The organism is Desmospora activa DSM 45169, from assembly GCF_003046315.1.
In the GTDB taxonomy this organism is placed as follows: domain Bacteria; phylum Bacillota; class Bacilli; order Thermoactinomycetales; family DSM-45169; genus Desmospora; species Desmospora activa.
Genome location: NZ_PZZP01000001.1, coordinates 943,428 through 963,867 on the forward strand (window position 1 = coordinate 943,428; position 20,440 = coordinate 963,867).

A 20,440-nucleotide genomic window follows, 5' to 3' on the forward strand; every position below is an offset into this window, starting at 1 on the left:
TGATAAATGGTAATGAAAAAGGGGAAAAAAGCGGGGAGGATGAGCGGGATGACCGAATTGTACCAAGACGTATGTCGTGAAATTGATGTACTGGAAATTCGTATCCGTGATCTGGAGATGGAATATAAATTTTGGTACAAGGCTTGTCATCGAGGAGGTTTCCCGCTTGATACTTGCCTAGGGCGAATGAAAGATATTTGCGATAAGGTGGAGCATTACAGCTTAATACTGGAGCAAAAAGAGAAGGCTAGAAAAGAGATGGAACAGCGGATCGCGGGATTTGAAGGGTTGGAACACCGCGTCGCATATATGAGAGATATCGCAGGTAAGACACTACCAGAAATTGCGGTAGAGCTCGGATATAGTTACGATTGGATCAAGAAATTGAGTGCCAGGTCGAAACGGAAGGCACTAAGAAGGCACTATAAGGTTGAAAGTCTGTGATAATATAGTAGTGAGATAAATTATTATGATTCGACTTGGGCCAAATGGCCCTTTTAATGTATGAATGAAAAAACACACCCTGTCAGGGTGCATCAAAAAAGATAGTTTTAGAATAAGCGGAAGTCAGTTAAGTTTATTTTAATATTGATCGGCTCTACTTATATAGTTGTTTTTCCAATTTTTCCACGGTATCAATGATACGTTTAAATCTTTCTTCATCTGAAATACTATATCTCTTTATCATATCAAGTGTTAATTTATGTTCAATGTTGTTTATTTTTTTTTGTAATTCTTTGTCTGTAACATCAGTATTAAATACTATCATAGAAATTTGATCTTCCCCGAGGTCTAAAATTGCTTTTAATGAGCTATTTGTTGCAAGCTTCGACAGCCCCTCATCACTTGTAATAAGCTTAGGGTTAATAATTCCATCCAACCCCTTATAGAAATTATTATGTAGTAAACGTAAATAAAAGAGATCCCAACATGCACTACTTACTTTTTGTAAATTAGGTGAACCAAATTTCATTAGTTTTGAAACGTAATCTTTATTGTTTACTAAATAATCGAACGCTAGTATTGTTTCAAATGCAGACATCGTCTTTAAATCATCATTTTGAAATAACATAAACTCCTCGTATAACTGAATACCAGGAAATTTACTCTTTTTGGAATTTAACAAATGTAATTTTAATAGACATGCATAACTTGCAGCTAGTAAAGGGAGACTTTTTAACATGGGGATATATGTGTTTATCTTTCTTTGTGATTGATTCACTTTCTTTTTATCCCGTTTGATTCCGTTAGATTTAGCATGCTTTAAAATTTCATTTGGTGACCATGAATACATTTCTTCAATAGATTCGAGAAATTCCTTTTCTCGCTCATGCTGGATTGCTTTAGATGGGTGATAGCTTGCCTCATGTATTCCGAATCCTGGGATGAAATCTTTTTTGTAATTAGTTATAAGTAATTCAATAACACCGTTTTTCTGATCTGGACGCATCGCATGTGGTTTGTAATAAAAACTCCTTAGAGCTATAACTGCATTAGCATCTAATATGAGTGAAAAATGATGGTAATCCATCTCTTCAGAAACACCAATAGTGTAAAAATAGTTTGCGGAATCTTTTTTAACGTGTATGGCTCCCATATAAATCATCTCCTTTTTAACTTATAACTATTAATTATATCAATAAAACTTGTAATCAACGATTAGTAGAAAGTTTGTAATTATGATTGGTAATTATCGTGAAAACCCATCGATAATACCGATTTACTATTCCCATTCTTCCCCCAGTTCGATAAAATCAATGTTGCCAAATTTTATAGGGATCCATTTTTAGGGGGGGATGATATGTCACTTAAACGCGTATGTGTGGTTGCTTTTGCACTTCTTCTGTTACTGAGTGGTTGTTCTTGGGGGTCTGGAACTGGAAGTGGGACTAGTATTTCTAGTGCCGACTGTTATGAGGCGCCTAAATCGGATGGTCCCGCTGTTCCCAAGGAACCGTTTATACCAAAAAAGGCGCCGATACCAGAGGGGCCACCCATACCGGAAGGACCAGCAATACCGGAAGGACCGCCCATACCCAATTATCAAGCACCTGAGCCACAAGCTCCTAGATCGATGATAAACAGCTTTTTCTTTGCCTTTACCTATGCCCTAAGTACCCAACAAGCAGCCGTCGAATCATCAATTGATTGCCCGGATCGTAGCAGTGATTGTTATGATGCACCAAGTTATGAAGCTCCAGAGCCATACCGTGCACCGAAACCGTATCAGGCACCGGATCCATATCAAGCACCAGACCCGTACCAGGCACCGGAACCATATCAGGCTCCAGAACCATATCAAGCTCCTAGTTCCATGAATGGAAATGGACTTACCTTCGCTTTTAGTACCCAAGCTGCTGCATCATCCGATGATTGTGAGGATGGCACCAGTAGTGCAGATGCAGGAACAGGCAAAGATTCCGGATCAGATAGTACCGGGTTTTGGGGCGGAATAAGTAGCGCATGGAATTGGACAAAGGACAATAAGGAAGCAATCTTTGCTGGGTTGACCGTTGCAGCGGGAGTAGGGTTGATGTTTGTCCCTGGTGGTCAGGCTTTTGGGGCAGGGATCTTGCTAGGGGGCGCTATGGGTGGTGGTATTTCCGCGTTACAGGGAAATGACTTTAAAACCGTTATGGCAGATACAGCTATTGCTGGATTAGCGGGAGCCGTTGGTGTAGGAGTAGGAGCGGCTGCCCTTCGTGGAGTAAGTTCGATCGGCTCTAAATTTTTGCGAAGTCCAGCGGCTCAAAAATGGGTTTCGATCGGTGGAAGTGGGGGAGTCGCGGCAGGCTCGGAACAAGCGACCACCGATCAGTTGCAGGATGGAAAGGTAAACTGGAAAAATACCGTCACGGCAGGTGTATTAGGAGCTCTTTTAGGAATAGGTGGAGCATTCTTTATAGAGAAAGCAGCTCCGCCTGTCATGCAGGCACTTCAGCAGCGGGGTATTATTGCAAACGCCGATGGGACACTATCAAATCCGAATATATTCAGAAATACTGATGATGTTGCAGAGGATGCGGCTGATGGGTACAGGAGTCGCAAGGTCCAAGTAGTAGTGGAGAGCCATATGTAGCAACAAAGCCTAAAGGGTTAAGGTCCGGTGATCCAAATTTTCGTTTTGAAACCGAGTGGAATGAGGAAACAAAGGAACTTTGGGCTACAACAAGTGATGGGCGTAGATTCATAGTGCACGCTGGACACAAAAGAAATACTGTTGACACAAAAGAAATAAATGGTGTTGAATATACTATCCGATACGATGAAGATGCTTTTGTTGATTTTACTCCTTATGCTAAAAGAGATCAAAACGGCAATCTATTAGAAATTCAACTTCCAGCGGATTCGGTAGTTGGTTCTTCAAACAAACAAACTGTGTATGCTACTAAACTTCTTAGGGAACGGTACCCTAATTGGGAAACAGAATTTGGATTTACTGAATCCCAAATCGAAGCTATTAAAAAAAATAAGGGTTCAATAGGCCCTGGGATAAAGAATAACCCCGGTCCCGGAGAACAACTAACTTGGCATCATGACAAAGAAGCGGGTAAAATGATATTGGTGCCATATGACCTAAATAATGGTTTTGACCATACTGGAGGTCATAAGTTTTGGGGAAACCAAGAAGTTAATTAGGGGGCGCTATTATGGAATGGATAGAACGAGGACAGCCTTTTTCGGATGAGGTAATCACTGAACTAGAGAAACAATTAGGAGTTAGACTTCCAAATGACTTTGTTGAATGGTTTAAACAATATGAGGACCTAGAATATGGAGCTTGGGTTGATGTTGAAGGCGAACCCTACAATATTGAGGAATTTTATGGGCTAGAACATTTTGTTGAAGAAATGGATAGGTTTTTTAGTGGAAGAGAAAAGTATAAAGCATATGGTACAGTTGTTCCGTTTGCTTTTGATTCAACGCTAAATAGATTCTGCTTTTTTTATCCGAAAGATCACAAGGAGATATCGGGAGTTTTCTTAAGGCGGAGGGACGATGATCTCTCAGAAGTGTTTGAAGGTGATGGTATAAAAGAATCATTGTATATTAGCCAGACATTTCAAGACTTCTTGGAAAAGCTTTATATCGATGATGAAGATTGATTACTGTTTTATTGGTGGCACCCATCCGGGTGCTTTTTCTTATTCAACACGAAAGGAGTGATAACCATGAAAGACTGGGCATGGACGCTATTTTTACTTCTTCCGTTAATGATCCTGTTTACTTTAACCCGAGGTGATCCCGCACTAATCGGCGTGGTGGTTGGAGCGGTGCTATGTTTGCCGTTGGGGTTTGTGTTGGGTGTGTTGTTCATTCAGCTGATAAGTCGGCACCATTATAGATGAGGGGAAAGGAGCGAGAGACGCGTGAACATACAGAAGATCCCCATTCGTAAAATCAATCCAGCCGTTTATAATCCTCGCATCGACCTTAAACCGGATGACCCAGAATATCAAAAATTAAAGCGATCAATCGAGGAGTTTGGGTTTGTAGAGCCGTTGGTCTGGAACAAACGGACGGGTAACCTAGTGGGTGGACATCAACGGTTTAAGGTATTGCTGGAACAGGGCTTAAAAGAAGTGGAATGCTCTGTTGTCGATCTGGATGATGCAAAGGAAAAAGCGCTCAATATCGCGTTAAACAAGATATCGGGCGATTGGGATATGCCCAAACTGAAGGATCTTATCGAGGAACTTGATGCCGGTGATATTGACATCGAAATTACGGGATACGATACGGTAGAGATTGAAAAGCTAATGAATCAATTCCACGTTCCAGATGAAGATTTCCCCGAATATGACGAGTCAACTGCAGATGATGTTAAAACGGTAACATGCCCAGGGTGCGGCCATGAGTTCCCGGTTTAAGGTCATATCGACATTTGCCGGCTGCGGGGGTTCGTCATTGGGGTATCGTTTGGCCGCTGGAAAGATCCTGCTGGCAGTGGAATGGGATGATAACGCAGTAGCAACGTATAAACTGAACCACCCCGAAACAGATGTATTCCATGGTGATGTTAGCAAATTATCCGTTGATGAGTGCTTGTCAAGGACGGGCCTTTCACCGGGGGAGTTGGATATTTTCGACGGATCGCCACCATGCCAGGGGTTTAGCACAGCGGGGAAACGGGATTTCGGCGATCAGCGAAATCAATTGTTCCATGAATATGTCCGGTTGTTACGTGGGCTAAAACCAAAAGTATTCGTAATGGAAAATGTGGCGGGTATGGTTAAAGGTAAGATGAAACTCCTTTTTGCTGAGATTCTACGGGAATTGAAGGCATGCGGCTATAAAGTTAGTGCGCGGAAATTGAATGCAATGTATTTTGGCGTTCCGCAAAATCGGGAGCGCATTATTTTTGTTGGCGTCCGCGATGATCTGGGTATAGATCCGAGTCATCCGAAACCGCAAACAAGGCCGGTCAGTGTAAAAGAAGCCTTTAAAGGGTTGCCGATCGATAAAACCCGCACACTGAAGGATATTGGTTATCACTTATGGCAACGGTTGGAGCCGGGTCAGTCCTTTGATAAGGTCCACCCTAAAAAGCATTGGTTCAATGCGATCAAGGTGGACCCACATAAGCCGTGTAACACCGTGACCAAAACCGTTTTTGTTACGGGGAGCAGCGGGCTTTATCACTGGGAATATCCAAGGGTGTTATCTATCGCGGAGTTGAAGCGTGTCGCTTCATTCCCTGATGACTACCAGTTTGCCGGGGACTTTAAAGACCAATGGGCGCGAATCGGGAATTGTGTCCCACCGTTGATGATGAAAGCGGTCGCGGAACACATACACAAGAACATACTCGAAAGATAGGTGGTGGAGATGCGTGCAGGGCGAAAGTCAAAACTGACACCTGAACTAATCGACAAGGCTACGAAGCTTATAGCAGCAGGGAACTATGTGGGAACGGTGTGCAATTATCTGGGGATCGGGGAAACAACCTGGTACCGATGGATGAGTGAAGGGGAAAAAGCAACCCGTGGTAGATACCGGGAATTTCGGGACGCTATAAAAAGAGCAGAATCTGCGGCAGAAATGCGCGCAGTCAATGGTATCGTGCAAGCGGGGTCTAAGAATTGGCAAGCGCTGGCATGGTACCTGGAAAGAAAGCATCCAGACCGTTGGGGGCGCCGTGAACAAATGAATTTGGAAGGCAATATCGGTATCAAGTTTGTGGATGATATCGGCAGTGATGAAGATGAAACAGGTTAGATTATCGGAAAAGATCTTACCCGCTTTTCACGATTTTTGGAGAGCGAACAAAAAGGGTGATCACCTGTATTACGTGCTGAAGGGTGGCCGAAACTCATCGAAGAGTACCCATGTCAGCATTGCGATGATCTATGATTTGATGCGCTACCCGGTAAACATGCTCTGTATTCGGAAGGTGGGCAACACACTACAGGAAAGCGTATATGAACAGCTACTTTGGGCCATCGAACACTTGGGGGTTTCCCATTTGTTTGAAACCAAACGAAGCCCGTTACGAATTAGGTATATACCGCGGGGAAACAGCATCATATTTCGGGGCGCGGATAAACCGGAAAAGATTAAATCGATTAAGACCAGCAAATATCCGATTGCCCGGTTATGGATTGAGGAACTGGCCGAGTTTAAGACCGAAGACGAAGTATCCACCATCGTCAATTCAGTTGTACGGGCTGAGTTGCCGCAGGGCCTGAATTACAAAATCTACTACTGTTACAACCCGCCTAAGCGAAAACAATCGTGGGTGAACAAAAAGTTTGAGAGCCATTTTTTGCCAACGAATGTCTATGTTCATCATTCAACGTACCGAGACAACCAGCATGTATCGGAAGCTTTTGTTCAGGAGGTACAGGAGGTAAAGAAGAAAAATCCGCTTAAATATAAGTGGGAATACGGTGGGGAACCGATCGGGAGCGGGGTTGTCCCCTTTACAAACCTTGTTTTCCGTCGGATTTCAGATGACGAGTTATCCACCTTTGATAACATCCACCAAGGCATTGACTGGGGATATGGTGCTGATCCTTTTTCCTTCACCCGGTGGCATTACGACAAGACGCGCAGGCGTCTTTTTTGTTTGGATGAAATCTACGGGGTAAAGTTATCCAATCGGAATGTAGCTGGAGAGATCCTGAAACGTGGATATCAGACAACCGAAACCATCGCGGATAGCGCGGAACCCAAATCCATCGACGAATTGAGGATTGACTACGGAATCCGTATTAAAGGGGCAAAAAAAGGGCCGGGTAGTGTGGAATACGGAGAAAAGTGGTTGGATGATCTGGAGGAAATCGTGATCGATCCACAACGCACGCCATTTACCGCCAAAGAGTTTGAGGACATCGACTATCAGACGGACAGGGACGGAAACATCAAAAACCGATTAGAAGACAAGGCAAATCACAGTATCGATAGCTGCCGCTATGCGACGGAATCACTATGGACGGAAAGTGAAGTTTGGACGATGGAGCGACCCTGGTAAGGAGGTGAAAGTATGTTGTTTAACGAGATCAATCAGGATAATTCCCACATCCTGCGCCTAATCGAGTATAAGCAGGAAATCGATTCAACCATCATCCGGGATCTAATCGCGGGACATGAGCGGGTGGCGACACGGCGGAGGATGTTGTATGAGCGCTTTAAAGCGGAGCCAAATACACTCCCGATCAAAAACCGCCAGTATCCCGATTCAACCAAGGCTAGAAACGAAATCGCCCATAACTTCCCCAAGGATATCATTGAAACCCGTGTCGGTTACTTTCTGGGTAACCCCGTGGCGTATTCGCTGGATATCCCGGACGTGGATGCGGAGGAACTGGCTGAGCATCCCCATTATCGCGCGTTGGAGGATTTCAACCTGGAGAACAACGCCGAGGATTTGGATGCGGAGACGGATCGATGGCGGGCGGTGACGGGAACGGCTTTCCGCTATTACTGGGTCGATCCCAAAATGCCGGCGGGAGAGATGACGGACCGAGTGACGTTGGTGCCGTCGTGGGAAGTCATCACCATTCGGCACCGGTCTACGGATGATCTGGAAGCTGCCATTCGCTACTACGATTGGGAATATTGGCAGGATCACCGTATGCACAAGCGCCGGCGGGTGGAATGGATCGATCGAGAAACGATCACGTATTACATCGAGACGGAAACTGGCAAATATGTGTTAGACCCGCTGGAAGAGCAAAACCCCTATTATCACCCTTACCCTGGCCAGGTACCGGTGGTGGAGTTTCCCAACAACGAGGAACGCAAGGGTGATTTTGAGGATGTATTGGACAAGATCAACGAATACGACCGGACCGTTTCCGATCTAGCCAATGAGTTGGAGGAGTACCGGCTGGCCTATCTCAAGATGAAGGGGGCCAAGCCGGATAAGGAAACCGTCCAACGGGCCAAACAAACCGGCGTGTGGGGGTTACCCAGCCCGGAGATGGACATTGATTTTATTGTCAAGCAAATCAACATCGAAGCTACCAAAGCCCACTTGGAGAGGCTGGAAGACGATATTATGCGGCTGTCCAACAGTATCAACTTCCAGGATAAGAACTTTGGCGGCAATATTAGCGGCATCGCCATGCGTTACAAGATGCAGGGGCTGGAATCGAAGTGTAAGACGGCGGAACGGAAGATGACCGCCGCCCTGCGTCGACAATTTAAGGTGTTGGAAGCAGGGTGGAAGGTTTCCGGAAGGCTGGATTTGCGCGATTTTTCCGCGCGTAATGTCTGGTTTCAGTTTAAGCGCAATTATCCCCGTGACTACCGAGATGAAGCGGAAGCAAGCGCAACCCTTAAAGGGTTGATATCAGATGAAACTCGCTTAAGCCTGCTGTCCTTTATCGATTCGCCGGAGTTTGAGCTGCGGAAGATGCGCGAAGAAGAGGCGGCACGGCTGGAGTCGGCATTTGGGCCGGGTGGCTTGATCGGAGGAGAGGAAGATGTCATACCGGGAAGAGGAGCAGAAAGCGGACAAGGCGGCGGAACGCAAGCAGGCCAGACTCAACAAGCGCCTGATCACCAACTACCGCCAAACGCTTAAAACTCTTCAGGCTGAGTTGGTCGATCTTCTGAATGATGGTCGTTGGTCAAATGCGTATCGGCTGATCCTGTTGGAAACGCAGATTATCCGGGAGCTAAACCGGTTGGGTGTGGAGAACGTGCGAGCTATGCGGGAGACATTTGTGGAGATGTATATGGAGTCATTTGGCCGCTCCTGGTATGCGATTGAGCAGGAGTTAAAGGTTCAGCTTGATTTTTATCGGTTGGACCGGGAAGCGGTGGAACGGGCAATCGATATGCCGATCCAGGGTGTGCGGCTGGATGGTCGGATGAGGCGAAACCATGCACATATCCACCAAACGATCCGCGATGAGATAGCACGGGGTTACGCCCTGGGCAAGGATTACGTCTATATGGCGAAAAAGCTGGCCGAGCGTCTGGAAGTGGGCATGAATCAAGCGTTACTGATCGCCCAGACTCAGGGGCATTTAGCCACACAACGGGCACGGCTGGATTCGTACAAACGAGCGGCAGAGGTGGGTGTGGAGATGTGGAACGTGTGGGATGCGACACTAGACCGGCGGACGCGACCCTCCCACCGGGCGTTGGACGGGCAGCGGGTGCGACCCGGTGAAAACTTCCGCTCACCCTATGGTGCCAGCGGACCGGGACCGGGGCAAATGGGAAGTGCCAAGGAAAATATCCGTTGTCGTTGCAGTGTTCGGGGTGAGTTGGAAGGATTCTCACCCACAGCGCGACGGGATAACGTGACCAGGGAGTTTATCCCCTTCCAAAGTTATGAACAGTGGGCCAAAGTAAGGCTGGAAATATAAATGCTTGGACTATCGGGGGCTGGTCGGCAATCGGTAGGACAAAGGAGGAAAAGGAAATGGAAGAGCAACAAGACACCCGTGTAGAAACGGTGGAAACGGTCGAGCAAGAGCAACCGCAGCAATCGGAGATTACCACCGAAGCCTTAGAGGAGGTATTGCGAGAAGCTGGCGACGATCACCCCCTTAAAAAGTGGCTACAATCCCGCGAGGATAAGCGGGTTAGTCAAGCGTTGAAGACGTGGAAGGAAAACAACTTAAGCAACGTAGTGGAAGAGGAGATTGCCAAGCGGTTTCCGGATGAGACTGAGGAACAGAAGGAGCTGCGCCAATTGCGGGAAGAACTGGCCGCAGCGCGAGCCAAGAACGAGCGGGCAGAGGTGGAGAGAGAACTGGCTGCACAGTTAAAAGAAAAGGAATTACCGGAAGAATTGGCGGCGTTGGTAGCGGGGCCGGATAAAGAAGAGGCGGAAAAACGTTTTGATGTGCTGGCCGCTGTCCTGGAGAAGTGGAAGGAATACCTTCTGGGAATCAAACGGCAGCAACAGGGGAAACCGCCAGCGGCAACCGGCAGTACCCGCAGTGGCGACAACCCGTTTAAGACGAACAATTTGACGGAAATCACACGGTTACTCAAGGAAGACCCGGTGACGGCCAAGCAATTGGCGGAAGAAGCCGGAAAGGGACGCATGTTCCAACATATGACCAACAGATAGGAGAGGTTGAAATGGCAGTAGGCGGAAACCCAACCCGTGTAGCGGATGTGATTGTACCTGAGGTGTTTAACGGTTATGTAATCGAGCGGACGGCGGAATTGTCCGCATTGGTGCAATCGGGGATTATCGTTCCCAATAATGAATTGGACCGGCTGGCTTCCAGCGGCGGTACAGTGATCAATATGCCGTATTGGCAGGACTTGTCCGGGGATGACGAAGTATTGGAAGACTCCCCCGGCTGGGCACTTACTCCCCAGAAAATTACGGCTGACGTCGACAAGGCTCATTTGTTGATGCGCGGGAAGGCGTGGGCAGCGAGCGACCTGTCCAAGGCGTTGTCTGGGGATGATCCGATGCAAGCGATCGGGAATCTGGCGGCGGCGTATTGGTCGCGGCAGCAGCAAAAAACCTTGTTGGCGATTCTGGAAGGAGTCTTTGCATCCGGCACCCTAGACAGCAATCAGTTGGATGCCGACCTACCGATGGATGGCAATGTGTTTGTGGACGGCAAGTTTAAAATGGGTGACAACCACGACAAACTGACGGCGATTATGATGCACTCGGTGGTACTGGCCAACTTGACCAAAAACGACCTGATTGAAACCGAGCGTGACAGCGACGGGCGCATTATCCAATCCTTTATGGGCCACCGCGTGGTGGTGGATGACGGCTTACCGGTGGAAAACGGCAAATACACCTCTTACCTGTTTGGCGTTGGCGCGATCGGCTACGGCGATGGTGCTGCACCGGTTCCGGTGGAGGTGGATCGTCATTCTTTGGGTGGATATGATGTGCTGATCAACCGCCGCCATTTCCTGTTACACCCCCGTGGAATACGTTTCACTTCCCAGGTCGTGGCGAAAGACGCTCCTTCCAATATAGAGTTGACCAACGGTTCCAACTGGCAACGGGTATACGAGCCCAAGAATGTGCGAATCGTGCAAGTGAAAACACAAGAGGTTACGCCCCCAAGCGGTGATTGATGTAGGGGGTTTTTCTTTTTGTGTGGAGGTGAAGACATGGGCCTGATCAGCTTTGACCAAACAAAACGATTGACCAAACGCCGCCAAGAAGTGGCAGAAGACCCGGCGCAGATGACAAAACGAGAGCTACGGGCGTTGGCTGAAAAACGAGGAATCGATCTGTCAGAAGTGGCGGACAGGAAATCGGATTTGATCGCTGCCATCCGGGAGGGGCGAGCATGACGGTAGCGGAGTTAAAACGACTGTTGCGCATCTCGGCAGAGGATACGGAAAACGACGATTATTTTTCTGCCGTTCTCCCCCTGGCGATGGATCATGCACGGGACTATTGTAACCAGGATTTTAGAGATGCGGATGGAAACGATGATTTCCCTGGTGGCGTCCGGTTGGGGATTGCCAAACTGATTGAATACCAAATGAACAAGGCGGCGGGGGTGCAGTCCTATACCCTGGCCAGGGAATCGACGACCTGGGCGGCCAGTGCGTCCGGTCTTCCACAAGAGGTGGAAGCCCTGTGGAACCCGCACCGGGGAGTGTATTTTGTATGAGATTTCCGCAGCGGTTTCAACTGGAGAAGTACACCGAGTCCATTACGACAACCGGGCGGCAGTCCAAGGCGTGGACGGTTCAGGAAGAGTATCGGGGCCAGTTGGATTATTTGGCCGGACGACGGGGCGAACAGGCGGCTAAGTTCGTTGATACCAGCACCCATATGCTGTTTTGTCCGGCCACTGTTCCCATTCATGACGGGGATCGGGTGACGATCGGCGGCCAACGGTACAAAGTCAACCACGTGGATAACCCGATGCACCGCAACCGCTTTTTACAGGTGGAGCTGGAGGTGTTCAAACATGGGGTATAACAGTCAGATCCCACGTTTTAACCGGGAATTGTCGCGGAAGGAGCGCCAAACGTTGGAGGCGTGGGGTGTTCATATAACAGGGAACATCAAAACGCGAACACCAGTTGATAAAGGGCGACTGAAAGGGTCGATCCAACATCGAGTAAATGAAAAAAACGGCTCCGTGATTGTCGGCACAAACGCGGAATATGCGATTCCGGTCGAGTTTGGATCTGGGATTCACGCTGAAAACGGACGGGGGAAAAAAACCAAGTGGCGAGGTAATATTCCGGGGGTGGGTTGGCGTTGGATTGAAGGTCAGAAACCACAGCCGTATTTCCGTCCTGGTTGGGAAGCGGCACGTAAGGATCTTCCCGCGATCATTCGGAGGATATGGAGCAAATGAAACCTGTTGCTGAAATGCTGGCTCAAGTATTTCAAGAGACCCATCCACGCGTGGGGCGAGTTTCCATCAATGAGGGGACGCCCTTTCCTTATGCGGTGTATCGGGTGATGGGAAACGAGGACACGGAAACCCGGTGGCGATATTCCGTCGAGGTGGAGTGTTTTGGGATATCGGAGGATCCCGATGCGCTGGATGAGATTGTAGAAGTCTTTCGATCCTTAAACCGGCGGGAGTTATTGATGGCGGATACCGTGATCGTGTTTTATCTGGAAAACAGCTATGACATCCCCGACCCAACGGAGGATTTGATTCGGGTGATGGTGGTGTTTGAGGTTTTGCTCTATAAAACGTAAGGAGGAATGACCATGGCACAGATTCCGCGCAGTGGGATCACAAAGGATACGGCCAAAAATGTATTGGTCGATGCCGGGATACTGATTGTCAACTTTGGCGAATCGGATCAACGGCAAATCGGGGCCACTTCCGGCGGAAATACGGTTGCACAAGAGGTGACGATCCGGGAAAGCGAGCCGGACGGTGCGCGTGGACCGGTCGAAGGGCTACGTGATGTGGAGACGGCTTACTACCGCTTGACGGTTAACCTGTTTGAACATACATTGGATAATTTAAAAACGATTCTACGGGCAGAAGAAGAGACAAGCGAGAATGGTTACAAGAAAATCCGTCCCCGCCTGGATATTTTAGAGCAGGATTACCTGAAAAACATCGCCCTGGCTGTACGGATCAAAAACAGTGATAAATACGTCGTCCACGTGTTGGAAAACGCCTTGCCGGACAGTGAGATTGAGATGGGATCGGAGGATAAGGCGGATTTGGTGACGGAAGTGCAGTTTACCGCCCATTACGATCCGGCGGATGTCCTGAAAGCCCCCTACTATATCCTGTATCCGGAGGGAGAAGACGGCGGCGGGGTCGAGAGTTTAGACGTGTAATGCGGGAGGGTTTCGACCCTCCTTTTCTTTATGGGGCCAAAACAAAAAAAGGAGTGGGAATCGTGGCGAAAGCGGTAACGGTTCATGAGAACGAGCTGGGTTATCGGAACCAATCGGCTTATCAGTTCCGGGAATTGGAGTTTGATGATATTTTCCGTCTTACGGCCATTGTGGACGCGGCCGAGGTAACGGAAGAGTTTATGACCCTATCCATGAACGCTCAACAAGGGCAACTGTCCCAGGAAAAGCTGGGTGCAAAATTCTTCTCCCTGTTGGTTCGGGGATTGTCCAAGCCGAAAGCGGCCAAGGAGATCAAGGGGTTTGTCGCCTCCATGATCGGGGTGAAACCTTCCGAGTTACCAAAAGGTATGGCGCTCATTGCGTTGTTGAAACAGATCAAGGAAGAGCGTGGGAAGGAGCTGGCGGATTTTTTCAGCGAGGCCGTGAAGTTGGTCAGCGGGGGAGAGCCGGAATAAAAGATCTCCTCCTAAAGCGGTATGGATCCGGCGCGATGCACGTGTTTTCCCTTCCCTGGCGTGAAGCCTTTGAGCAGGTGGAAGCGGCGATGGAGGGAGAAGCGGAAGAGCGTCTCTGGCAACGATACTGCACTGAACTTCCGATCATGGCCCAAGGAAGAAAAAAACCGCCTTCTTACAAAGAGTACAAGGACGACATCGAACGGAAGGTAAAAGCGGCAGCGCAAGCGCGAGCCCTGGCACTGCAACCGGGTAGGATCATATCCATGGAAGAACATGCGCGGCGGTACTTGCAACCCGGCAACAATCCCAGATTGGTGAAGAAGGGAGGGTAAGCCGGTGAATATCTTTAAGGTGTGGGGAGAGGTGGCCCTGCGGGGGGCGGAGCAGGTTCGAGCGAAGTTGGGGGGCATTGATCAACTGGCCCAAAACGCTGGGAAAAAAATGGCCCAGACCGGCCAGCATTTCGTAAACGCCGGTCAACAGTTTGTCGGAGCCGGGCAGAAGATGACGGCCACTGGTGCGACTCTTACCGCGGGCGTAACCGCCCCGATTGCCGGGATTGGCTTAAAATCTATTACTGCGGGGATGGACTTTGCTAATGCCATGTCAAAGGTACAAGCGCTGTCAGGAGCCGCCGGAAAGGATCTGCAATCCCTGGAAGATACGGCGAAGAAGATGGGTCGGGAGACCAGCTTTTCAGCGACTCAAGCGGCGGATGCGTTTGGATTTATGGCGCTGGCCGGGTGGGATACCAACCAGATGCTAAACGCCATCAACCCCGTGCTTGATTTGGCTAAAGCAGGCAGTATGGACTTAGCCCAAGCTTCCGATATCGTTACCGACACCATGAGCATGTTTAAAATCCAAGCGGAAGAAGCGGGACATGCAACGGATGTTTTTGCCTTTGCCCAATCGAATGCTAACACGAACGTGGAGCAAATGGGGGAGGCGATGAAATACGCTGGGGCGTCGGCGGCTAGTTTGGGTATGTCCATCGAGGAAACGTCCTCCTTTATGATGGCTTTTGCCAACCAGGGAATAAAGGGTTCGATGGCAGGCACCACCATGGAAGCCATGTTGCGAGACTTAACCGCCCGGGCAGAGGACGGCAAACTAGCCATCAACGGGATGAATATTGAACTGTACGACCAAGAGGGGAACTTTCGGGGATTGCTTCCCGTCATGCAAGAGATTGAACAAGCTACCGCTGATTTGAGTGATGAAGAGAAACGGAACGTCTTAAGCAAGTACTTCCAACAGGAAGCGCTGCGGGGGGTTAACCTGTCTTTAAACGAAGGCATGGATAAAATTAGTGGTTATAATGACAGTTTGTCCAACAATGCCGACGCCCAGAAGAAAGCGGCAGGTGCAGCCAACGAAGCGGCTAAAATCATGGGCGAGAACACCAAAGGGGCCTATGATGAGTTGCTTTCTAAAATCGAAGCCGTCTCGATCGCATTCGCGCAAACGATGGAACCGGCGGTTATATGGGTGACGGAAAAGCTGGGGGATTTGGCGACATGGTTGGAAAATACCGACGAAAAAACAAAACTGATGATTGTCGGTATAGCCGGATTTGCGGCGGCTTTGGGGCCGGTCATTTTGTATTTAGGTATGCTGACAACCTCCTTTGGTCACCTGTTGACGGCAGGGGGGAAGCTGATTCAATTTTTCACCCTTGTGAATGGTACAACAGGCTTAACCAAATTCGGCAGTCTGCTCATGGGTCTGAAAAAGGCGTTTACGGCAGCCATTTGGGGGATTCGTGCATTCTCCACCGCTCTGTTTACTACACCGGTTGGGTGGATCATCCTAGGGATCACGGCCATTATCGCGGCTATCTACCTTTTGTGGGACAACTGGGACACGGTTTCCGCTTGGTTGTCTGAGGCGTGGGAATGGTTGAAGGAGTTGGCGATGTCCATCTTTGAGCCGATCGCAAACTTCATTTCGGAAACGTGGACAGCGATCAAAACGAAAACGGTAGAGATCTGGAATGCTGTGATGGATTTCCTGCGAGAGTGGGGGACAACGATTCTGGCCGTGTTTGGCGGTCCAATCGGCTTGATTCTGGCACTAGTGATTGAACACTGGGACGCGATCAAAGAAGTTACCATCGCGGTATGGAACGCGGTTAAGAGTTGGCTGGCTTCGGTGTGGAACGCGATTGTATCCGTTGTAAAGCCGCCGATCCTGGCGATCTACAACTACCTTAAAGCGCGGTGGGATGCAGCCAAGGCTGTCACACAAGCGGTATGGAATGCGGTTAAATCCTTTATGGCGGCGGCGTGGGAGTGGATTAAGCAAAAAGTAATCACGCCGTTAATGGCGATCTATAACCAGATTAAGAGCCGGTTTAATCAGGTCAAATCTACCATCACCAGTGTGATGAACAACGTAAAAACCTTAATTAGTAATGCGTGGAATAACATCAAAAAAGTTATATCGTTGGCAGTTGATTTTGTACTTGATGCTGTGAAAACCGGCTTCAAATTGGTGCGATCTATCATTCAAGGGGATATGGACGGAGCCTATAAAATCATCAAGGGGTTTTCAGACAAGTGGAAATCCGCCGGTAAAGGCTTGCTAGAGGCTTTTACCAAGGGGATTAAGAATGGGTTCAAAAAGGCAAAAGACGCTGTAACTAACGGGCTAAAGAAGATAAGGAACCTCCTGCCGTTTTCACCGGCGAAGGAAGGGCCTTTATCTGACTTAGATAAATCGGGGGAGTCGTTCTTTCCGACGTTTGCAAGCCGGATGCTGTCGCAAAAAGGGTTGGGGAAAGGGGTGGCGACGGTTCATAAAGGCATGAATGGTATCTACGATGCTTTGGAGACAGAGGTGAATCCAAGCCTTCGACCGGCATGGGCAACCGTTAACCCTTCCCTGAGGTCCCATATAGGAGAAGCTCAGGGAGTCGGTAGTCCGACAAACGTATATATCACCGTTCATGGGAACTTAGATTCTGAGTTGTATGATCGTTTGATGCGGCAACAGGCACAGGATACGAAAAACGCCTTTTATATCCGTGGATTGCGGGGATGATTCCGATGATAGTCAAAACGCACCATAATTTCCGGGTGATTCGTAAGGATGGGAAACAGTATGATCTGGCACAGCTTGGTGTCATCGTGACAAAGTTTATTGTTAGTGCCCCGGAAGTTCGACACGAGACAGAGGAGATGGAGGGACGCGATGGGCTGGTGGATCTGGGGACAATGTATGGGAGTCGATCGATTGAGGCTCAATGTGAGATGAAAGCAAGAGACATCTATGATTACCCCCTTTTGCGGAACGAATTGTTCCGCGTTTTTGATTCACGGGAACCTTTTTATGTTGTTTGCGATTTGGAACCGGGAAAGCGATGGCTAGTCAAGTACGCGGGTACGTATTCGATGGCCCAAATTGCGACATTAGGGAAATTTACACTTCCCCTGGTGTCATTCTCTCCCTATTCGGAATCCACGACCACCACCCTTGACCCGCTGATTTTTGAATCCGAGGCGTGGCAGTTTGGTCACGGTATCCCCTTGGAGGATGTTCGTTATGATCATTCCAACCGAAAGTTTCGCATATACAACATGGGGGATGTAACGGTTGACCCGCGGGAACATCCGCTTCATATTACGATCCATACGACGGCAACCGATCAGACCACCCTTGAGATGATCAACCATACGACAGGGGATCACTTCAAGTACACAGGAAACACATACAACACGATCCCGATCGAGCTGATCGGCGTAAGAGTATGGCGAGGGCAACGTACTTCCCTGTTACGGCGGACGAATTATGGTTTGATTACCCTGGCACCGGGTTGGAACGAGCTGGAGGTGCGTGGGGCGGAGTTCAGCCGGATTACGTTTGATTTTCGATTCTATTATTTTTAGGGGGCGTGTTTATGAGCAACGACTGGAATAATGTAATCGGTAGAGACGTGAAAGCAGCCCTCCAAAATATCGCGGATACGGAACGACAGTCCGCCGAGGCGAAACAAATCGCCCGGGCGGCGGAAACCAAAGCGGATGAAGCGAAAGAGATTGCACAACAGGCGGTGACAAAGGCCGACAGCGTGCAGACCCAACTGGATACCATCGTGGTAGAAGGGGATTCATCGGTTGAAGCGGCCCAGGCGAGGGTAAATGCTATGGGACAAGAGTATCCCACCTTAAAAACACGGCTGGATGACAGTGATGCGAGGATGGTTGCGATCTCAAACGATGTGGACGATGTGAAAAAGGAAGCAGACAAAAGCACGTCCTATTTTAACACCTTGTGGCAACCGCCTATCATGCCGGATACGATCCTGGGTGAGGGAGTGCCGGATAACACTAATCCGGATGATCAGCTGGCCCATCTGCTTGATCCACTTGTTACGGAAGATCCGGATTATGTGACCAAAATGAGCCTGGGAAAGGATGCATGAGGTGGGTGGGATATCTGGCGCTATGATTTCACGCCGGCAAACCCGGAGAAAACGGTTATTGTGACGGCCTGTTTGCACGGGAATGAGTACACCGGGTTTTATGCTTTGGCCCAGTTCCTGGATCTACTGGTGCGCCGGTGGCGGGAGTATCCGCAGCTCTCTTATTTACGGAAGAATGTCCGGCTTATTACCATCCCTATCGTCAATCCATGGGGCTTTAATCAGGGAAGGCGGCAGAACGCCAATCAAGTCGATTTAAACCGTAACTTCCCCTATAATTGGGATCTTTTTGCAAACGGACAGCCGGGGGATACCAATTACAAAGGGCCGTCCCCGATGTCAGAGGTGGAAGCCGAGCACTTAGACGCCTTGTTTAATGAGTTTAACGACGCGGTGGCATATTTGGACTTTCACACCATTATTTCCGTGGCGGCAGAGTACGTGATGTTTGTCCCCCGCTGGTTACGGCAGAACAATTCCCGTTGGGCACGGGTTGTGCAAGAAATGCACGACCCCGACCGCGATCGCATTGCATGGGGAACATCGACGCTTCCAGCAGCGACCAACTATGCACGCCAACAATACGGGTTTAATGTGGGCCTACCAGAGTTTTACAATGGTTTGTTTGGATCTCAACACCGAGACAGCGCTGAGATGACACAGGCTGTTAAGTGGTTTGGGAATATGATTCTACAAGGGACGATGATTTCAGCACAGGCGACAGTGGAAACCCTGAAAGATCCGACGATGAAATGGTATGCCTACGATGAATCACCCGGTAGTTTGTTCGGCGAGGATGGCGATTATGAGGGGACGCCCGGTGAATCCGTACCCGTTAATAGGGTGAACCACTCACAACTATCGACCAAAACATACAGCACGGATTATACCGTTTTCGGGCAAACATCGATGAAGATGGTTGCCGACAATCAGGCGACCAATGGTAGTATCAACCTCACTGAGCTGACATCCGGGACTTATTGGCTGTGGACACTATATCGCCAGGTGACGGAGATTTCAGATGGTCATTTTGGTATGTATGTTTACAACTACAACAGTTCCGACAACTTGGAAACGGTAGTCCCCAATCGCACCAGTCCAGACAGCGACTGGGTACGAGTTGGAGGTGTATTTCAAGGGCGGAGTGGGGGATGTCGGTTGGTATATGGCCGTACAGTTGCCTGGACGGGAACAGTTTATGTGGACGGGAACATGTTGGTGCAACTGAGTGAGAAGGAATACAACGACTATATTGAAGGGAAGATCTCACTGGAGCAGCTGATGGACAAATACCAGTTTCCCTATGAAAAGGAACCGGATCGGATTGCGGTAAACAGCCGGAATTATTCCACGGTGTTACAGACGGTGCAACAGTTTACCGTAGAGACACCAGGAGTGGTGTCGGTGGACGGCTTTGTCACCTTCACCCTGTCCCAAGAGGCGGAAGTCGGGTTTATCCCGCTGGCATATCAGCCATTTGCAGCGGAGTTTAATTGGGGCGACGGGAACGCGAATCCTTTGTACGAAATCCGTCGCCGCTTCCCTGCTGGCACGCATACACTCCCCCTTTATGGGCAGATGTACGCAGTGCCGACGAGCAAACGGATCAGTAACCGCAGTGGGGATTTGACGATTCGCTTGCGAGCGATGCGGAGCACCGGAATGCTGACGATTAATCAGTACCGGTTACGGGTGACATTCCTGCCCGCGGCCCCCGGTTTGGAAATGTATGATGCAACCAAACGGGAAAGCCTAAGTTCTAGCGCGATGCAAAAGGTTTATCCTGTACCGCGGGCAGACGATGAGGAATAGGAG

General features: G+C 49.0%; 26 protein-coding genes. 25 read left to right on the forward strand and 1 reads right to left on the reverse strand.

Features of this window, described 5'->3' with window-relative positions; translation table 11 throughout:
* Positions 1–48 precede the first annotated feature (48 nt).
* A complete protein-coding gene (locus C8J48_RS04630) occupies positions 49–444 on the forward strand; it encodes a hypothetical protein (RefSeq protein WP_146160445.1) in 396 nt (131 codons plus the stop codon).
* Between the two features lie 154 nt (positions 445–598).
* Here C8J48_RS04630 and C8J48_RS04635 read toward each other — a convergent pair whose 3' ends face one another.
* Entirely contained in the window at positions 599–1,597 is a 999-nt protein-coding gene (locus C8J48_RS04635; RefSeq protein WP_107725177.1) for a hypothetical protein, read from the reverse strand.
* A gap of 204 nt (positions 1,598–1,801) precedes the next feature.
* Between C8J48_RS04635 and C8J48_RS04640 the strand changes: the two genes are divergently transcribed.
* The 24 genes from C8J48_RS04640 to C8J48_RS04750 all read left to right on the forward strand — a co-directional run bounded on the left by C8J48_RS04640 (position 1,802) and on the right by C8J48_RS04750 (position 20,437).
* Entirely contained in the window at positions 1,802–3,079 is a 1,278-nt protein-coding gene (locus C8J48_RS04640) for a hypothetical protein (RefSeq protein ID WP_107725178.1), read from the forward strand.
* A 113-nt stretch (positions 3,080–3,192) separates the two neighbouring features.
* Positions 3,193–3,639, forward strand: coding sequence for an HNH endonuclease (locus C8J48_RS04645; protein WP_170105165.1), 447 nt, complete (start codon positions 3,193–3,195; stop codon positions 3,637–3,639).
* Positions 3,640–3,650: 11 nt separating this feature from the next.
* Positions 3,651–4,106, forward strand: a complete 456-nt coding sequence (locus tag C8J48_RS04650; RefSeq protein WP_107725180.1) for an SMI1/KNR4 family protein — start codon at positions 3,651–3,653, stop codon at positions 4,104–4,106.
* A 66-nt stretch (positions 4,107–4,172) separates the two neighbouring features.
* Positions 4,173–4,349: a hypothetical protein gene (locus C8J48_RS18650; RefSeq protein ID WP_170105167.1), complete on the forward strand. Its 177-nt coding sequence runs from the start codon at positions 4,173–4,175 to the stop codon at positions 4,347–4,349.
* Between the two features lie 21 nt (positions 4,350–4,370).
* Complete coding sequence (locus C8J48_RS04655; RefSeq protein WP_107725181.1) at positions 4,371–4,871, forward strand: ParB N-terminal domain-containing protein; 501 nt, start codon at positions 4,371–4,373, stop codon at positions 4,869–4,871.
* Complete coding sequence (locus C8J48_RS04660; RefSeq protein WP_107725182.1) at positions 4,855–5,820, forward strand: DNA cytosine methyltransferase; 966 nt, start codon at positions 4,855–4,857, stop codon at positions 5,818–5,820. The genes C8J48_RS04655 and C8J48_RS04660 overlap by 17 nt, the downstream gene beginning before the upstream one ends.
* A gap of 9 nt (positions 5,821–5,829) precedes the next feature.
* Complete coding sequence (locus C8J48_RS04665) at positions 5,830–6,219, forward strand: helix-turn-helix domain-containing protein (protein WP_107725183.1); 390 nt, start codon at positions 5,830–5,832, stop codon at positions 6,217–6,219.
* Positions 6,206–7,474, forward strand: a complete 1,269-nt coding sequence (locus C8J48_RS04670; RefSeq protein ID WP_107727584.1) for a PBSX family phage terminase large subunit — start codon at positions 6,206–6,208, stop codon at positions 7,472–7,474. Before C8J48_RS04665 ends, C8J48_RS04670 begins: the two co-directional genes overlap by 14 nt.
* Before the next feature lie 12 nt (positions 7,475–7,486).
* Positions 7,487–9,031, forward strand: coding sequence for a phage portal protein (locus C8J48_RS04675; RefSeq protein ID WP_107725184.1), 1,545 nt, complete (start codon positions 7,487–7,489; stop codon positions 9,029–9,031).
* Positions 8,931–9,824 carry a phage minor head protein gene (locus tag C8J48_RS04680; protein ID WP_107725185.1) on the forward strand — a complete coding sequence of 298 codons (894 nt, stop codon included), beginning with the start codon at positions 8,931–8,933 and terminating at the stop codon, positions 9,822–9,824. The genes C8J48_RS04675 and C8J48_RS04680 overlap by 101 nt, the downstream gene beginning before the upstream one ends.
* Before the next feature lie 56 nt (positions 9,825–9,880).
* On the forward strand, positions 9,881–10,537 hold the full coding sequence (locus tag C8J48_RS04685; RefSeq protein WP_107725186.1) for a capsid assembly scaffolding protein Gp46 family protein: 657 nt from the start codon (positions 9,881–9,883) through the stop codon (positions 10,535–10,537).
* Between the two features lie 11 nt (positions 10,538–10,548).
* Entirely contained in the window at positions 10,549–11,520 is a 972-nt protein-coding gene (locus C8J48_RS04690) for a major capsid protein (protein WP_107725187.1), read from the forward strand.
* A gap of 36 nt (positions 11,521–11,556) precedes the next feature.
* Positions 11,557–11,742: a hypothetical protein gene (locus C8J48_RS04695; RefSeq protein ID WP_107725188.1), complete on the forward strand. Its 186-nt coding sequence runs from the start codon at positions 11,557–11,559 to the stop codon at positions 11,740–11,742.
* Complete coding sequence (locus tag C8J48_RS04700; protein ID WP_107725189.1) at positions 11,739–12,068, forward strand: phage head-tail connector protein; 330 nt, start codon at positions 11,739–11,741, stop codon at positions 12,066–12,068. The genes C8J48_RS04695 and C8J48_RS04700 overlap by 4 nt, the downstream gene beginning before the upstream one ends.
* Complete coding sequence (locus C8J48_RS04705) at positions 12,065–12,382, forward strand: phage head closure protein (RefSeq protein ID WP_107725190.1); 318 nt, start codon at positions 12,065–12,067, stop codon at positions 12,380–12,382. Before C8J48_RS04700 ends, C8J48_RS04705 begins: the two co-directional genes overlap by 4 nt.
* Positions 12,372–12,767, forward strand: a complete 396-nt coding sequence (locus tag C8J48_RS04710) for an HK97 gp10 family phage protein (RefSeq protein ID WP_107725191.1) — start codon at positions 12,372–12,374, stop codon at positions 12,765–12,767. Before C8J48_RS04705 ends, C8J48_RS04710 begins: the two co-directional genes overlap by 11 nt.
* Complete coding sequence (locus C8J48_RS04715; protein WP_107725192.1) at positions 12,764–13,120, forward strand: hypothetical protein; 357 nt, start codon at positions 12,764–12,766, stop codon at positions 13,118–13,120. The genes C8J48_RS04710 and C8J48_RS04715 overlap by 4 nt, the downstream gene beginning before the upstream one ends.
* 12 nt (positions 13,121–13,132) lie before the next feature.
* The gene (locus tag C8J48_RS04720) at positions 13,133–13,720 is read left to right on the forward strand and encodes a hypothetical protein (RefSeq protein WP_107725193.1); all 588 of its coding nucleotides are present in this window, start codon (positions 13,133–13,135) and stop codon (positions 13,718–13,720) included.
* Positions 13,721–13,782: 62 nt separating this feature from the next.
* A complete protein-coding gene (locus C8J48_RS04725) occupies positions 13,783–14,196 on the forward strand; it encodes a hypothetical protein (RefSeq protein WP_146160446.1) in 414 nt (137 codons plus the stop codon).
* Positions 14,197–14,231: 35 nt separating this feature from the next.
* Positions 14,232–14,531, forward strand: a complete 300-nt coding sequence (locus C8J48_RS04730; protein ID WP_107725195.1) for a hypothetical protein — start codon at positions 14,232–14,234, stop codon at positions 14,529–14,531.
* Positions 14,532–14,535: 4 nt separating this feature from the next.
* The gene (locus C8J48_RS04735; RefSeq protein WP_107725196.1) at positions 14,536–17,244 is read left to right on the forward strand and encodes a phage tail tape measure protein; all 2,709 of its coding nucleotides are present in this window, start codon (positions 14,536–14,538) and stop codon (positions 17,242–17,244) included.
* A 5-nt stretch (positions 17,245–17,249) separates the two neighbouring features.
* Entirely contained in the window at positions 17,250–18,089 is an 840-nt protein-coding gene (locus tag C8J48_RS04740) for a phage tail family protein (RefSeq protein WP_170105169.1), read from the forward strand.
* 11 nt (positions 18,090–18,100) lie between these two features.
* Complete coding sequence (locus C8J48_RS04745) at positions 18,101–18,625, forward strand: hypothetical protein (RefSeq protein ID WP_107725198.1); 525 nt, start codon at positions 18,101–18,103, stop codon at positions 18,623–18,625.
* Between the two features lie 12 nt (positions 18,626–18,637).
* The gene (locus tag C8J48_RS04750) at positions 18,638–20,437 is read left to right on the forward strand and encodes a M14 family metallopeptidase (RefSeq protein ID WP_107725199.1); all 1,800 of its coding nucleotides are present in this window, start codon (positions 18,638–18,640) and stop codon (positions 20,435–20,437) included.
* Positions 20,438–20,440 lie beyond the last annotated feature (3 nt).

Coding starts and splice junctions, on each gene's coding strand:
- C8J48_RS04690 (WP_107725187.1), top strand. CDS start 10,549: ATGGCAGTAGGCGGAAACCCAACCCGTGTAGCGGATGTGATTGTACCT.
- C8J48_RS04685 (WP_107725186.1), top strand. CDS start 9,881: ATGGAAGAGCAACAAGACACCCGTGTAGAAACGGTGGAAACGGTCGAG.
- C8J48_RS04745 (WP_107725198.1), top strand. CDS start 18,101: ATGAGCAACGACTGGAATAATGTAATCGGTAGAGACGTGAAAGCAGCC.
- C8J48_RS04710 (WP_107725191.1), top strand. CDS start 12,372: ATGGGGTATAACAGTCAGATCCCACGTTTTAACCGGGAATTGTCGCGG.
- C8J48_RS04675 (WP_107725184.1), top strand. CDS start 7,487: ATGTTGTTTAACGAGATCAATCAGGATAATTCCCACATCCTGCGCCTA.
- C8J48_RS04680 (WP_107725185.1), top strand. CDS start 8,931: ATGTCATACCGGGAAGAGGAGCAGAAAGCGGACAAGGCGGCGGAACGC.
- C8J48_RS04635 (WP_107725177.1), bottom strand. CDS start 1,597: ATGGGAGCCATACACGTTAAAAAAGATTCCGCAAACTATTTTTACACT.
- C8J48_RS04630 (WP_146160445.1), top strand. CDS start 49: ATGACCGAATTGTACCAAGACGTATGTCGTGAAATTGATGTACTGGAA.
- C8J48_RS04740 (WP_170105169.1), top strand. CDS start 17,250: ATGATAGTCAAAACGCACCATAATTTCCGGGTGATTCGTAAGGATGGG.
- C8J48_RS04705 (WP_107725190.1), top strand. CDS start 12,065: ATGAGATTTCCGCAGCGGTTTCAACTGGAGAAGTACACCGAGTCCATT.
- C8J48_RS18650 (WP_170105167.1), top strand. CDS start 4,173: ATGAAAGACTGGGCATGGACGCTATTTTTACTTCTTCCGTTAATGATC.
- C8J48_RS04640 (WP_107725178.1), top strand. CDS start 1,802: ATGTCACTTAAACGCGTATGTGTGGTTGCTTTTGCACTTCTTCTGTTA.
- C8J48_RS04670 (WP_107727584.1), top strand. CDS start 6,206: ATGAAACAGGTTAGATTATCGGAAAAGATCTTACCCGCTTTTCACGAT.
- C8J48_RS04730 (WP_107725195.1), top strand. CDS start 14,232: ATGCACGTGTTTTCCCTTCCCTGGCGTGAAGCCTTTGAGCAGGTGGAA.
- C8J48_RS04695 (WP_107725188.1), top strand. CDS start 11,557: ATGGGCCTGATCAGCTTTGACCAAACAAAACGATTGACCAAACGCCGC.
- C8J48_RS04715 (WP_107725192.1), top strand. CDS start 12,764: ATGAAACCTGTTGCTGAAATGCTGGCTCAAGTATTTCAAGAGACCCAT.
- C8J48_RS04720 (WP_107725193.1), top strand. CDS start 13,133: ATGGCACAGATTCCGCGCAGTGGGATCACAAAGGATACGGCCAAAAAT.
- C8J48_RS04700 (WP_107725189.1), top strand. CDS start 11,739: ATGACGGTAGCGGAGTTAAAACGACTGTTGCGCATCTCGGCAGAGGAT.
- C8J48_RS04650 (WP_107725180.1), top strand. CDS start 3,651: ATGGAATGGATAGAACGAGGACAGCCTTTTTCGGATGAGGTAATCACT.
- C8J48_RS04660 (WP_107725182.1), top strand. CDS start 4,855: ATGAGTTCCCGGTTTAAGGTCATATCGACATTTGCCGGCTGCGGGGGT.
- C8J48_RS04665 (WP_107725183.1), top strand. CDS start 5,830: ATGCGTGCAGGGCGAAAGTCAAAACTGACACCTGAACTAATCGACAAG.